This window comes from Xanthomonas maliensis (assembly GCF_009192945.1).
Lineage (GTDB): Bacteria > Pseudomonadota > Gammaproteobacteria > Xanthomonadales > Xanthomonadaceae > Xanthomonas > Xanthomonas maliensis.
The window spans coordinates 123,152-137,331 of sequence record NZ_NSET01000025.1; the positions used below are offsets into that span (position 1 = coordinate 123,152).

Annotated in this window: 12 protein-coding genes; 5 read left to right on the top strand and 7 right to left on the bottom strand. The window is 66.9% G+C overall.

Annotated features, from left to right (window positions below; all coding sequences use genetic code 11):
* The first annotated feature begins 12 nt into the window (after window positions 1-12).
* The 5 genes from CKY51_RS08675 to CKY51_RS08695 all read left to right on the top strand — a co-directional run bounded on the left by CKY51_RS08675 (window position 13) and on the right by CKY51_RS08695 (window position 5,282).
* Window positions 13-1,155, top strand: a complete 1,143-nt coding sequence (locus tag CKY51_RS08675; protein ID WP_022970587.1) for a glycosyltransferase family 4 protein — start codon at window positions 13-15, stop codon at window positions 1,153-1,155.
* On the top strand, window positions 1,152-2,324 hold the full coding sequence (locus CKY51_RS08680; protein ID WP_272944086.1) for a glycosyltransferase: 1,173 nt from the start codon (window positions 1,152-1,154) through the stop codon (window positions 2,322-2,324). Before CKY51_RS08675 ends, CKY51_RS08680 begins: the two co-directional genes overlap by 4 nt.
* 66 nt (window positions 2,325-2,390) lie before the next feature.
* Entirely contained in the window at window positions 2,391-3,800 is a 1,410-nt protein-coding gene (locus CKY51_RS08685) for an undecaprenyl-phosphate glucose phosphotransferase (protein ID WP_152249114.1), read from the top strand.
* A gap of 20 nt (window positions 3,801-3,820) precedes the next feature.
* Entirely contained in the window at window positions 3,821-4,939 is a 1,119-nt protein-coding gene (gene wecB / locus CKY51_RS08690) for a non-hydrolyzing UDP-N-acetylglucosamine 2-epimerase (RefSeq protein WP_022972380.1), read from the top strand.
* Between the two features lie 139 nt (window positions 4,940-5,078).
* The gene (locus tag CKY51_RS08695; RefSeq protein WP_152249115.1) at window positions 5,079-5,282 is read left to right on the top strand and encodes a hypothetical protein; all 204 of its coding nucleotides are present in this window, start codon (window positions 5,079-5,081) and stop codon (window positions 5,280-5,282) included.
* A gap of 313 nt (window positions 5,283-5,595) precedes the next feature.
* Here CKY51_RS08695 and CKY51_RS08700 read toward each other — a convergent pair whose 3' ends face one another.
* From CKY51_RS08700 to asnB, 7 genes are read right to left on the bottom strand one after another with little or no spacing between them, the layout of a single operon-like run.
* Complete coding sequence (locus CKY51_RS08700; RefSeq protein ID WP_238319497.1) at window positions 5,596-6,816, bottom strand: O-antigen ligase family protein; 1,221 nt, start codon at window positions 6,814-6,816, stop codon at window positions 5,596-5,598.
* Window positions 6,817-6,872: 56 nt separating this feature from the next.
* A complete protein-coding gene (locus CKY51_RS08705; RefSeq protein ID WP_081641377.1) occupies window positions 6,873-7,658 on the bottom strand; it encodes a WecB/TagA/CpsF family glycosyltransferase in 786 nt (261 codons plus the stop codon).
* Window positions 7,655-8,734 (bottom strand): glycosyltransferase family 4 protein, encoded by a 1,080-nt coding sequence (locus CKY51_RS08710; protein WP_022972377.1) that lies wholly within the window; start codon window positions 8,732-8,734, stop codon window positions 7,655-7,657. The genes CKY51_RS08705 and CKY51_RS08710 overlap by 4 nt, the downstream gene beginning before the upstream one ends.
* A 3-nt stretch (window positions 8,735-8,737) precedes the next feature.
* The gene (locus tag CKY51_RS08715; protein ID WP_022972376.1) at window positions 8,738-10,063 is read right to left on the bottom strand and encodes an O-antigen ligase family protein; all 1,326 of its coding nucleotides are present in this window, start codon (window positions 10,061-10,063) and stop codon (window positions 8,738-8,740) included.
* Window positions 10,060-11,316 (bottom strand): hypothetical protein, encoded by a 1,257-nt coding sequence (locus tag CKY51_RS08720; protein WP_031339791.1) that lies wholly within the window; start codon window positions 11,314-11,316, stop codon window positions 10,060-10,062. The genes CKY51_RS08715 and CKY51_RS08720 overlap by 4 nt, the downstream gene beginning before the upstream one ends.
* Entirely contained in the window at window positions 11,303-12,325 is a 1,023-nt protein-coding gene (locus CKY51_RS08725) for a class I SAM-dependent methyltransferase (protein ID WP_031339790.1), read from the bottom strand. The genes CKY51_RS08720 and CKY51_RS08725 overlap by 14 nt, the downstream gene beginning before the upstream one ends.
* A complete protein-coding gene (asnB, locus tag CKY51_RS08730) occupies window positions 12,318-14,159 on the bottom strand; it encodes an asparagine synthase (glutamine-hydrolyzing) (protein ID WP_031339789.1) in 1,842 nt (613 codons plus the stop codon). The genes CKY51_RS08725 and asnB overlap by 8 nt, the downstream gene beginning before the upstream one ends.
* Window positions 14,160-14,180 lie beyond the last annotated feature (21 nt).

A 14,180-nucleotide genomic window follows, 5' to 3' on the forward strand; every position in this document is an offset into this window, starting at 1 on the left:
CGACGCATTGCCGTGCATATCATCCTCGCCACCGAGTCGATCCGGCACCCGCTCACCGGGGTAGGACGCTATACCCAGGAGTTGGCCGCGCAGTTGGCCGCGCTGCCGCAGATCCAGTCGTTGCGGTATTTGCACGGCCGCCGTCTGCTCGCGCAACTGCCGACTCCCGGACCGGGGTCGACGCTGACACCGTGGATACGCGACCGCTTCTCGCACGTCGGCCTGGCCACCGATGTCTATCGGCGGCTCAACAATCTCGCCAAGGCACGCGCGTTGCGGGGACAAGGCAAGGCCCTGTTTCACGGCTGCAACTACTACGTGCCCGCCTTCGATGGACCGAGTATCGCGACCTTCCACGATATTTCCATCTATCGCTGGGCGCAGTGCCATCGTGCCGATCGTGTGCGCTACATGCGCAAGGAACTGCAGCTGGCAGTGCAGCGTGCGCAACTGATATTGACCGTCTCGGAATTCTCGCGGCAGGAAATCGCCGCGCACTTCGCCTTGCCCAGTGCCCGGATCCGAGCGATTCCCCTGGCCGCCGACCCGGCGTTCCGGCCGCAGACGTCCGCCGAACTGGCGGCGCCACTGCGGGAGTTCGGCCTGGACCGTGATGCCTATTGCCTATGCATCAGCACCATCGAGCCGCGCAAGAACATCGACACCCTGCTAACCGCGTATGCCGCCCTGCCGGCGGCACTGCGCACCCGTCATCCGTTGGTGATCGCCGGCCACAGCGGTTGGTCCAGTACGGCGTTGCATGCACGGATGCGCCAGGCCGAGCAGGAAGGATGGCTGCGCTACCTCGGTTATGTCCCGCAGTCGCGTCTGCCCGCCCTGCTGGCCGGCGCACGTCTGTTCGTCTTTCCCTCGCTCTATGAAGGCTTCGGGCTGCCGGTGCTGGAAGCCATGGCCAGCGGGACACCGGTATTGTGTTCGCGCGCGTCCGCCTTGCCGGAGGTGGCTGGCACGGCGGCCGAGTTGTTCGATCCGGCCGACAGCATCGCGCTCGGCCAGGCGTTGGTCCGTGGCCTGGAGGACGCCACCTGGCGAGCGACCGCGCGTCAGGCCGGGCTGGACCGTGCGACGCAATTCAGCTGGCAGCGTTGCGCCGCATTGACGGCCGACGCCTATCGCGATGTGCTTGCCGCTTGAGTTGCGCGGCCACGCCAGTGCGGGTGCTGCACGTCTACAAGACTGGTCTGCCAGAGACCATGGGTGGCATCGAACAAGTGGTGCGGACACTTGCCACGCAGTCGTCCCGGTACGGGGTGGACAGTCAAGTGGTGACCTTGTGCGCCGACGGGCGTCTGGCAGGCACCGTCCAGGACGACAACTATCTGCTGCATCGCTTCCAGCGCGACGTCGAGCTGGCATCGATGCCGGTATCGTTGCGGCTGTTGCGTCAGTTCGCTGGCCTGGCACGGCGGGTCGATCTGGTCCACTACCACTTTCCCTGGCCGCTGATGGATCTGCTGCACTTCGCCAGCGCGATTCGGACGCCGTCGGTCCTGACCTACCATTCCGACATCGTGCGTCAGCGCCAGCTGTTGCGTCTGTATCGGCCGTTGCAGGACCGCTTTCTTGCTGCAGTCGATCGCATCGTGGCGACGTCGCCGAACTATCGTGCCACCAGCCCCGTCCTGGCACGGCATCACGCCAAGCTGAGCGTGATCCCGATCGGCCTGGATCGCTCCGTCCATCACGATCCCACGCCTGAACGCGTGCAAGCCTGGCGTGCGCGCCTCGGGCCGCGCTTCTTCCTGTTCGTCGGCGTCCTGCGCTACTACAAGGGGCTGCCTTACCTGCTGCAGGCGGTGCGCGACATGCAGATTCCAGTGGTCATCGTGGGCGATGGCCCGGAAGGTGCACGCCTGCGCCGCCAGGCGCGCGAGCTGAATCTTGCGCACGTGCATTTCCTGGGAGCGCTCGACGACGCCGACAAGCATGCGCTGCTGACCCTGTGCGACGGACTGGTGTTTCCCTCGCATCTGCGTTCGGAAGCCTTCGGCATCACTTTGCTGGAGGCCGCGATGCATGCCAAACCGATGATTTCCTGCGAGATCGGTACCGGAACCAGCTTCGTCAACGTCGCTGGGCAGACGGGCTTGGTGGTGGCGCCAGCCGACCCAGTGGCCTTACGCGATGCAATGCGTTATCTATGGGAGCATCCGCAGGTGGCCGCGGCGATGGGGCAGGAGGCGCTGCGGCGCTATCGGCAATGGTTCACCGGCACGGCCATGGTGCAGTCCTACGCTGCGCTCTATCGCCAGGTTTGCGGCACCACCGCGCAGACCGACATGCGCTCAGGGAGAGAAGGATGAAGGGGGAGGGATGCTGATCACATCGCACCAGGGGCCAACGGCCCCATGTCGGGCCGTGGCGCAAGGATGAGTTCGCTCGAGCGATCGCTGCCGCATGCATCGACCGCCGCTGGGCTAAGTAGCGATCTGCTCGGATCGGTCGCCAGCGTGACGAAGGCGATCGATGGGGTGATGGTCGTCGGCAGCGGACTGCTGGCCTATGCCAGCTGGGTCGGGCAGCCGATGTTGCCGCAGGCACCGCACTACGGTTACGCGCTGCTGGCGGCCGCCGCGCTGACCTGGGGTGTGTTCGCGCGCCTGTCGCTCTACCGTCAGCGCCACCGATCAGCCGCGACATCGGTGACCGGGCGCGTGTTGACTGGATGGGCGATCGTCCTGGGTGCGTTGATGGCCATCGGGGCGTTGAGCGACAGTGCCGGCGACGTTTCCCGTCGCTGGTTGCTGTATTGGGCCGGATACGGGGGATTGGGCCTGGTGGCTGCGCGCCGCGCGCTGGAAGCCACGCTTGCTTGGCTCTACCGTCATGACATCGGACGGCGACGTGTCGCGTTGCTGGGGCCGTCGGACCGCAATGGCGAACTGACCAAACGTCTGCAGCAGCAGCCGTGGAGCGGGATCGATCTGGTCGAGATGCCGGCAGAGTGTGCAGCGGGGGATACGAGCGGATTATCCAGCTGGCTGGACGCCCGGCGCGTCAGCGAGGTGTGGATGACCTGGCCGATGCGCGAGGAGGAGCGTATTCGGCAGGGCGTCGCGCAACTCGATGCCTGCGGCGTACAGCTGCGTTGGGTGCCAGACATCTTTGCGTTCCGCCCCGGCCAGTCCGGTCTGGAAGACCTGACGGGCGTACCCATGGTGACGTTGTCGGTGCGGCCGTTGCCGCGGATGGCGCGCATGCTCAAGGACACCATGGACCGTGTCCTGGCGTCAGCCTTCGTGCTGTTGGCCAGCCCGCTGATGCTGGCGCTGGCGGCAGGCGTCAAGCTCTCCGGGCCGGGGCCGGTGTTGTTCCGCCAGTGGCGCTATGGCTGGGACGGCCGTCCGTTCGAAGTCTGGAAGTTCCGCAGCATGCAGCTGCACGATGCGGCCAGCGCACCGGTGCAGACCTGCCGGGGCGATCGGCGGGTGACGCGCTTTGGGGCATTTTTGCGACGGACCAGCCTGGACGAGCTGCCGCAGTTCTTCAATGTTCTGCAAGGACACATGGCCATTGTCGGCCCGCGTCCGCATGCGCTGGAGCATACCGCGCAATACCGGGATCTGGTGCCGAACTATCTGCAGCGCCAGCGGGTCAAGCCGGGGATTACCGGCTGGGCGCAGGTCAATGGGCTGCGTGGGGAAACCGACACGGTGGAGAAGATGCATCGGCGTGTCCAATATGATCTGTCCTACATCCAGCATTGGTCGCCCTGGCTGGACCTGAGCATCATCGCGCAGACCTGCGTGATCGTGCTGTTCGACCGTGGCGCTTATTGAGCGTGGAGTTGGGGAATCCAATGCACATCACCTATGTCCTCGGCACTCGTCCGGAAATCATCAAGCTGGCGTCCTTGATCGCCGCCAGCGCGCGCGATGGGCTGCGCTTTTCGATCGTCCACACGAACCAGCACTACGATGAAGCGATGGATCGGGTGTTCTTCGAAGAGTTGGGCTTGCCCGCTGCCGATTACAACCTTGGTGTTGGCTCGGCATCGCACGGGGTGCAGATCGGTCGCATGCTGTGCGGTATCGAGCCGGTGCTGGCAACCTTGCGACCCGATGTGGTGGTGGTACAGGGCGACACCAATAGTGCCCTGGCCGGCGCGATGGCGGCCAGTAAATTGGACATCCCGGTCGCCCATGTCGAGGCTGGCTTGCGCAGCCGCGATCGCAGCATGCCGGAAGAGGTCAACCGCGTGCTGATCGATCATCTGTCCGAGTACTTGTTCTGCCCGACGGCGCTGCAAGCGCAAATTCTGCGGGAAGAGGGCCTGGCCGGCACGCGCATCCGCATCACCGGCAACACCGTTGCCGATGCCACACTGGCGCACGCCAGCACCGCGCTGCGCCGTTCCACGATCCTGCAGCGACTCGGGCTGCGCGAGGGTGGCTATCACCTGCTCACCTGCCATCGGCGGTCCAATACCGAAGATCCCCAGCATTTTGCCGCGTTGATGCAGGCGGTTACCGCGATTTCGCAGCAGGCCGGGCTGCCGTTGGTGTTTCCGATGCATCCGCGGTTGGATGCGATGGGAAACGCGGCGGCGGCACGCCATCGGATGTTGCAGGCCATCGGCCCGGTCGGTTACCTGGATATGCTTGCGTTGCAGCAGGGCGCCGCCTTGATCATGACCGACAGCGGCGGCATTCAGGAGGAGGCCTGCATCCTGCAGCGCAAATGCCTGGTACTGCGCACCAATACCGAGCGGCCGGAGACCTTGCATGTCGGCGGGGCGGAACTGCCACACAGCCTGGACGAGCTGGGCTTGCGCAGTGCCGCCGAACGACTGCTCGCGCGCCAGGTGGTCTGGCGCAATCCGTTCGGCGACGGGCATGCCTTCCGCTGCATCCTCGACACCCTGGTGGGCAAGGAGGCTCGCGAGCACGCGCCAAGGCTGCGCTTGCAGCACGCCTAAGCGCGCCTAGCCAAAGGGACTGCGCGCGCAAGCCGACGACAACGACGCCAGCTCGCTCAGCGCCCGACTGCGCGCACGCCGCCTGCGTCGATGCCTGGAGCTGGTGCGCGCCTGTCATCGGCGCCAAGGCCACTGCCAGGTGATCGACATCGGCGGCACCGTCGCCTATTGGGCGCATGTACCGAAGGAATTGTTTGCCAGGTACGCCTGCGAGGTGCCGATCGTCAATCTCGACGGCCCCCCGTCGGATGGAGTAGCACCCCCTCGACGCGTCCAGCAGGGCGACGGCTGTGCGCCACCGTTTGCCGACAATGCCTTCGACATCGCTCATTCCACTCCTTGATCGAGCACGTCGGCGATATCGCGCGGATGCAGGCCTTCGCCGCCGAGATCCGGCGCGTGGCGGCGCACTACTACGTACAGACGCCCAAGGCTTGGTTTCCGACCGAGCCGCACTCTCTTGCGCCCGGCCTGCAGTTCCTTCCGCGCGCCTGGCAGGCGGAGCTGTGGTACCAGATCCCCCTGGGCGCATGGAGCGAGCGCAGACGCGTCGGGAGGCTCGCCGCGTCTTGCAGGGCATCGGCCTGCTCCCAAGCGCGACATGGAACACGTGTTTCCCGACGCCAGCATGATCGCCGAACGTTTCTATGGCTTCGCTAAGTCGTGGATGGCATTGCGTTGCTGAGGTCAGTACGGTCTGCGTACAGCAGGGCGATCGCCAGCGCCGCATGCAGGGTAAACGCGTAGAACAGCAGGTAGACGTCGAACACGTTCAGGCCGATAAGAAACAGCAACCAGATCATCGCCCAGCGGCGATCGCTCATGTGCCGCAGCAACGGCTGCCACAAGGCGCACAGCAGACACAGGCAGGCAAGCAGGCCGCACACGCCGGTTTCCGACAGGATCGCCAGCAGGACGTTGTGCGCGTGCAACTCGCCGCGGTCGAAACGGCCGCCGGTGTAATCGGGTACCAGGAACTGGAAGACACCAGCGCCCACGCCGAACCACGGATGGCTGTACCACGCCTCCAGCGCACCGGCCCACAGATAGGTGCGCCCGAGCGACAGCGCGGTCAGCGTGCTTTCGTGCACCGCGCTGGTCATCTCGGCATAGCGCTGGCGCAGCACGAAGCCGGTCACGGCCAGCAAGCCAAGCAAGGCGGCCAAGCTCGATCGAAGACGCGGTTGCGCCGCGGCGCGGCGCGGCCATGCCCACCAGGCGATCAGTGCGGCGACCGGCAACACCGGATTGCGCACCTCGCTCAGCACCAGCGCGATCACCGCGCCCGCCACCGCCATGGCTAGCCGTACGCGTCCGACCTCGCGCCGGTGATACAGCTGCACCGTCAGCAAGGCCACGATGACGGCGGTTGCGGCGAGCAGGGCCGGATGATCGTACATGCCCGACACCCGCGGTAGATACTTGAAGGTCTCCTGCGCGTGAAAGGCCAGCGAGATCTCCAGCGCGGATGGCCACTGCAACCGGACCGCTCCCCCTAACAGCAGGTTGATCCACAGCGCGATCAGCGCTGCCAAAATAGCCGCGCGCGGCCAGCGTGGCGATGTGACCGCCAGATTGAGCAGGGCCCATAGCCAGAGCAAGGCGGTGGTGTAACGCACGGCATACTTGAATGCCAGTGCAGGATGCTCCGATGCCAGCACCGACGCTGCCAGCGCAGCGATGCACAGCAGGATCGCCAGCAACGGCCGGCGCAGGCATGCGGGAATGCCATGTCGCCAAAGGGCCCATGCGCTGATGGCCAGCGCCACGCAGCGGATGGCCATCGAGCCCAGCGACAGGCCGACATCGAAGTAGCGGCCGGTCAGCACGACTTGTTGCAGGCAGCACAGCAGGTAGATGCCCAGGCAAATGGTCACCTGCAGCCATTGGCTCGAACGGTGTGCAGATGCGCCGACGACCGCCGGGCGTGCCGTCATCGAGGCGCGCCGGCGACCGCTTGGGCCCGATAGCGGCGGCTCGTTCGTGCGCGCAACAGCAGCAGCAGAAACAGCGTGTTGGTGCGTACATACCGCCAGGCCAGTCGCCGTGGTTCCAACAGCAAGCGGAACAACCATTCCATGCCCAGACGCTGCATCACGCGCGGAGCGCGCGGCAGCATGCCCGACAACACATCGAACGACCCCCCCACACCCATTGCGACCGGCACTCCCAATGCCTGCCAGTGCGCCTCCAGGAACACCTCCTTCTTCGGCGAACTGATCCCGATGAAGAGGTAGCGCGCGCCCGAGCGCGCGATCTCGGCAACCACCGCCGGAATCTGTGCATCGCCAAAATAGCCATCGCGTGCGCCGACGATCTGCAGGCCAGGCCACGCCGCGCGCAGCCGTTCCGCAGCGGCGGCCACCACGGCCGGGCGCGCGCCCAGCAGGTAGACGCCGGCGCCGCTGCGCGCCGCCTGGCCGCACATGTCCTGCATCAGGTCGATGCCGGCCCGTCGTGGCGGTGGATCCTGCTGGACCCACCGCAAGCCCACGCTGATGCCTGCGCCGTCGATGTGTACCACCTCGGCTTGCTGCAAGGCTTGTTGCAATGCCGGCTGGGCGCGCGCATCGATCAGCTTGGCCACGTTCAGACCTTCGATGCGGAGCGGTGCTGCATCGCCATCGGCCGCCTCTTGCGCGCGTTGCAGGATCTGCGCCGGTGTCACCAGATCCAACGGGCATCCGAAGAGAGACAAGCGGGTGGGCGGCGTGGTCACGGTGAAGACTCCTCTGAGCGTTGCGTATCGTAAAGCGCTAGCACCCGGGCCCGCAGGCCCTCCCAGGTGAAGCCCGCTTGTACCTGCGCCACGATGTCCGGCCCGATCCGCCGGCCGCGCTGGGCGGCGACGCAGGCGGCCAGTGCGGCACTGTCTCCCAACGGATGCATGGCCGCTTGCAGGCCGAGCGGCGCGAGGATGGCACGGTTGCCGGGAATATCGCTGGCAACCACCGGACAGCCGAGCAGCAGCATTTCGATCAGCACGGTCGGCATGCCTTCGATCGCGGAGGGCAGGACGAAGGCATCGGCCCGTGCTGCCATCGCCGCTACCTCGGCGTCGGCGACGAAGCCATGGAAGTGCACGCGTGCAGCCACGCCGTACGCGGCGGCGCAAGCCTGTAAGCGCGGCTGGTCCGGCCCACGCCCGATGATATGCAGTGCCGCCGATTCCATGCCCGCCACCGTCAGCGCCGCAATCGCATCGTGCAGCCGCTTGACCTCATCCAGGCGGCCCACCGACAGCAGCACCGGCGTGCCGCACAGTGGTTGCGCGCCGTGTGGTGGTGCGCTCTGCTCGCCGGCGAGCACCGCATTGGGCAGTACGCGTGGCATGCCCGGCGCCAGTCGACGTCGCTGCAGATACGCCAGCCAATAGCTCGATAGCAGCACGGTTGGTTGTGCGCTGTGCAGCAGTGGTCGCTCGACGGCCTGGTCCCAGGCCCATTTGCGCACGCGCTTGCTCAGCGCACGATCGTCGTCGTAGTAGCAGTGCGGGGTATAGATCAGCCGCTTGCCGCGCCACCATGCCATTGCGGCGGCAAGTGCGGCGATCGGGGTGCGGGCGCCATGGACGTGCACGAGCTCTGCCCAACCGACGTGGCGCCAGAGCTGCCACGCCTGCGCACGTGCCACGGCGTAGCCATGTGGCGAGACACGGTCGTCGGCCTGTGGCGCGACGATTCGCAGCGTATGGCCCGCCTGCGCCAGGGTGACCGCCAGTCCATGGATGTGGCGCGCCACGCCGCCGCCGCCGCCGTGCGGTGCGAAATCCTTGTAAACGTGCAGGATGCGCATCGCTCAGCCTCCTGCCAGTCCGGTCATCGGCATGCGATCGCCACCTTGAGTCGCGATCGGTGGACGCGGCTGCGGCGCACGGCATTGGCGCAATACGCCACCCAGCAGCAACCAGAAGCCGCCGGCACCGGACACCGTCATCGCGACGTCGGAAGAGATCAGCGTGGTGGTCATGCCGCACAACAGCCAGAACATCGCCAACGCCAGTGGATCGTCGTGACGACGGTGGCGATGCCACAGTGTCTGCAGACTCCAGCCGATGAAGGCCAGGAACAGCAGAGCCGCCGGCAACCCCATCTGGTAGGCGATGGTGAAGATGCCCCCCTCGCCGCCGCCGAGATCGGTCAGTGCCTGGCGTGCGGCCACCGCGCCCTGCCGGCCGAGTCCTCCACCCCACACCATCACCTGGTGCAGATCGGCGAGATTGCGTTGCAACGCCCACCAGTGACCGATGGTGGAACCGTCGCGGAAGTTCACGGCGGTGATCACAATGCCGTAGGACGCGGCCGCCAAGGCGAGTGCGGTGACGCCGACCAGCGCCAGCCGGGCCCATTGCGATCGCACCAGACCACGGCTGGTCAGCAGGTAGCCGAGCACACCGACGATGCCGGCCAACATGGCGCCACGCGTGCCGGACATCCACACGCCCACGAGCAAGGCCAGGCAGGCGAGCAGGGCGCGCCATGGCCAGCGCCGCTGCCACAGCCCCAGCACGGTCAGTGCAGCGGTGACCAGGAACTGTCCCTGGGCCAACGGCGCGGCCAGCAGCCCGCCCGCACGTCGCGTGTAATTCTCGCCGCCAAAGAAGTTCCAAGGCAGGCCGGTTGTCGGATCGGTGTCCTTGGGAAGCACGCCCTTCACCTGCGCCAGGTAATCCGGAAGCTGGACCGTACCGACCCAGAACTCGGTATGCAGCAGGTCCCAGACACCGAACAAAGCGCTGGCAATGCCCAGCCAGACCAGCCAGCGTGCACCGCGCCGGGCCGCGGCCGGATCCGGCATGCACCAGAACCCCGCCAGCACGAGCAGCATCGGCAGCAACAGCGTTCCCAGCGAACCCACCACGATGCCGGCCGGCAAGCCATGCGCGTAGCCGAGCGGCGCATAGGCCAGCGCGATCGATCCGAACGCCAGCATCATCACCAGCAAAGGACGCGGCATGCGCACTGTCAACAAGGCCACAGCGGCCAGGCTCATCAGTGCAGCGTCGCGCAGCGGTCGCAGCAACGCGGCCGACGGCAGCGCGCCGCCGCCATACAGCCAGGCCACCACCAGATCGCCCAGATGGATCCCCAGCAGTGCCGCCAGCAGCAGATAGGCGCGCCTCATGGTGCAGCTACCAGCTGCTGCGACCACTGCGCATCGTGATCGAACGTGCGCTGCAGCCACTGGCGCTGCTGTGCGGCGAAGCGGTGGCGTGCGGCCGGATCGTTGCGCAGCATCTGGATGGCCTGTATCAGCGCAGCGGCATCGGCCACCTGGTGCTCGGGTCGTCCGACCATCAGCGCCTCCTGCGAGGCGGACGCCGGCCAGGCCATGCCGATCACATAATGGCCGCGACAGGCAGCCTGCAGCAGCGCGGTCGAACAGAAGCCCACCAACACGGCCGGCTGGGCGGTGGACCCCAGCAGTGGGTGTGGCGGGAGCTGGCAGCGCTGCTGCAGCGCCGGCTCGCGATAGGGGTGACCGCTGCGCACTTCCTCCGGGTGTAGCAGGATCCGCACCGCCATCCCCATGGACTCGACCTCGAGCAAGGTCCGCGCCAGCGCCAGCAGGTGTGGCGCCAGAGCGATGCCGTAGATCGGGGTATGGCTCTGGGACATCACGTACAGGATGGCCGGGGTGCTGGCAGTGTCCACCTCGGTGATTGCCACCGGGGGTCCATACCCGATGGCAGCGGGCGCCACGCCATGGTCGCGGTACACCTGCGCGCTGCTGGCGCCCCACAGCAAGTGGTGCCTGGCACGTACCGGGAAGAACTCGTCGGTCGGCAGGCCATGCTGTACGCAGACGCTGCGCCAGCATGCATCGGTCGCCTGTAATGCGGCGCTGGCGTACATGTCGAAATCGTTGTGCAGCAAGAGCGTGGCCCCGCTCGGCGGCGAGCGCAGCATCCGCTGAAAGGCACCGCGCCACAGGCGCTGACGGAACACGCATGCGCGCACCACCCAGGGCGAGGCGATCGCCGCGCCGGTGGTGCTCCGGCGCACACGGAGGGCATTTGCGGCCGCCAACCACGCGCTCCAGGCCGGACGCGCCGGCACTTGCCCCGCCACCTGACCGCGCAGCCGGGGATGGATCAGGACGGTGCAGGCGGTGCCTTGTCGCTGCAGATCGGCCACGTACGGTGCCAATGCGCCCCACCCATTGCTGCCGGGCAGCGTCGCCAAGGCAGTCCAGGCATGTACCGCCGGCGCCTCTGCCGGCAGCCGCAGGCACAGCCAGACATCGCGCAGCATCGCCATGGCGGCGCGCAGCCACGCGCCGCGTCGACGGCTCAGAAAGTAAATCTCATGGCGCGCAGCGGCCGCCTCCTCGCCGAACTGCGCCTGCAGCGCCTGCTGGAAGTCAGCGAAGCGCATCGTGTCGCTCCCCCTTGCGCACCTGGCGATATCCACGCCAGCGCTGCCACTCGCCGAACAGGCCTGCGCCAAGCAGACGCACCGCGGCATGTTTGAGCACCCGCTGCAGGCGATCGCGCGCGCTCCACCCGACCCGATCCAAGCGTGCATCCACCGTCGCGATCTCGTCGGACGGGGCCATCGCCAAGGGTGTTGGCTGGCATGGCCGCAATGGCTGCTGCAGGTGCAGCCAGAGGTTTTCGGCCAGCACGCCATCGCTGGCGTACGGACCGCACTCCAGCACCGTCATGCCCGCCGCTTCGGCCAGCCGTCGCAGGACCGGAGCGGAAAAGTAGCTCAGATGGGCCGGATGGACATAGTTGCGCGAGCGCCACCCGCTCATCAGATCGGGAACTTCGATCCAGGCCTTGCCACCGGGAACGAGGATCCGCGCCATGTCCGCCAGGAAGGCGCGCGGATCGCTCAGATGCTCCAGCACGTGAAAGGCGACGATTGCGTCGAAGTGCGGATCGGCGATCGCGTCCAGCGTTGACAGAAAGGTCACCGTGGCGCCGTCGAGCAACTGCTGGCGATGCGCTGCATCCGGTTCGCAGGCGGACAAGCGCAGATCCGGACGACCGGCAGCGGCGGCGCCGAGAAAGGCCCCGAAGCCCGAACCCACTTCCAGCACCCGCGCCCCTGGGGACAGCTCCGGCGCGATCCGGCGCAGCCGGCGCTGTGCGATCCAGCGATCGCCGCGCCAGGCGAAGAAGCGCTGCTGGTCGCGCCACGGGATTTCGGCAGGAAACAGCCGGCGATAGCGGTGCGCGTAGAAATGATCCAGTGCCGCGGCGGTGAGATCCGGTGCCAGGTACACCGCGGCGCAACTGCCGCAGCGGCGTAGCTGCTGGCCAGTGCCGACGTAGACCTCCGCCCAGACCGTACGCTGGGCGCAGGTGGCGCCACAACAGCGGCACTGCCCGTGGTCGGGCATCCACGGCGCTGGCCATCCCGGGAGCAGATCAGGCATAGATGCTCCGATACCACAGCGCCACCGAGACTGCGAACCACACCGTGCTGTGGACCTGCCCGCGCGCCAGTTCCCGGCGTAGCCGCGCTACATCGAGCAGCGCGTCCAGACCGGGCGGCAATGTCGCCAAGGCCTGTTGCAGGGGCATGCGATCCACCAGGAATTGCTCGGCGTGTCCGAAACCGGTGCTCTTGCGCTGCGTCGTCAGCCGCGCCGGCAGACGATCGGCGAACGCCTCGCGCAGTAACGCCTTGCCGTGGTAATCGCCCATGCGCTGCTGCACTGGCGTCGCCAGCGCACGCTCGACCAGTCGATAGTCCAGGAATGGCGCGCGCACCTCCACGCCGGCATGCATGCTGTTGCGATCGGTCATGCGCAGCACCATCGGCAGGTTGGTCGACAGGACATCGTTGCGTAGCCGTTGTTGCACGTCGGCCCGTCGATCGACTTGCCACTGCTGCAAGCGCGGCCTCTGCGCGTGCCAGAGTGCATCGGAGATGCACGCAACGCTCGGTCGCTGCTGGCGCAGCAGGGCACCCAACGGGCCAACCGGCAAATCCCACGCCAGGCGATTGAGCAGCAGGCGCGGATCCACCGCGCCGGTGGACAGCAGGCGCGCCGCGGTGGGGAACTGCCCGGCATGCAGGGCGCTGCGGGCAGCCAGAGCCAGGTACAACCGCACGTAGCCGCCGAACAATTCGTCGGCCCCTTCGCCATTGAGCACCACCGTGTAGCCGGCGGCACGGATGGCTTGATACATGCGGAAGCTGGCCAGGATCGACGGCGTACAGAACGGCTCTTCCTGCGCCGCCACCAGGGCCAACAGTTCCTGCTCGCTGGGGATGGCGTGCGCGCGGTGGATGGCATGCCGATCGCTCTGACCCAGTTCGCGCATCAGCGTCGCTGCCGCCTCTGTTTCGTCGAAGGCGGCTTGTGCTGCGTCGCTATAGCCATAGCTGAAGGCGCCGGCGAAACAGGTGCGCGGCAACGCGCCGGCCTGCACGCTGAGCGTGGTCAGGATCGAGCTGTCCAAGCCGCCCGACAACAAGGTCACGGTTGGGACGTCCGAGCGCAGCCGCAGGCGGGTAGCGTCCTCCAGCAGCTGCTGTGTCGACGCTTTGTCCAAGGGGTCGCCGGTACCGGGCAGGGGCCATTGATGGTAGGCCCGACGGCGGCTGTGACCGGTCGGAGAGACCCGGTACAGCCATCCGGGCGGGACCGCGCGAATGCCGCTGAAGAAGGTGTCGCCTTGATGGTCGGACACGCCAGTGACGAGGAAATCGAAGACCGCTGCCGGGTTGGGCGCCGGATATCCGCCTAGCGCGGCGGCGATGGCGCGAATCTCGCTGGCAAGTACGAGTTGCCGTCCATCATGGTGGACATACAGCGGTTTGACACCGAGTCGGTCGCGACAATAAATCAGATCCCCGCTTGCCTGTTCCAGCAACACCACCGCCCACATGCCGTTGCAGCGGACAAAGAGTTCCTCGCCCCAGGCGCGCCAACCATGCAGCAGCACTTCGGTATCACTGTCGGTGCGGAACGCGTGGCCCAGCGCTTTCAGTTCACGGCGCAACTCCAGGAAGTTGTAGATCTCGCCGTTGAAGATGACGACGTTGCCGGTGTCGGCGCAACGCATCGGTTGGCCGGCAGCGGCACTCAGGTCGAAGATGGCCAGCCGTCGGTGGCCCAGCGCGGTCGGCACCGGCTGCGCCAAGCACAGCACACCGTGTCCATCGGGGCCACGCCGCGCCAGCGCGTCCAGTGCGCGCTCAACCTGCGGTTGCAGCGGCGCGCTCTCGCCGAAGCGACGCAGCGCGACTATGCCGCACATGGCCATCTCCACGCGCAGACA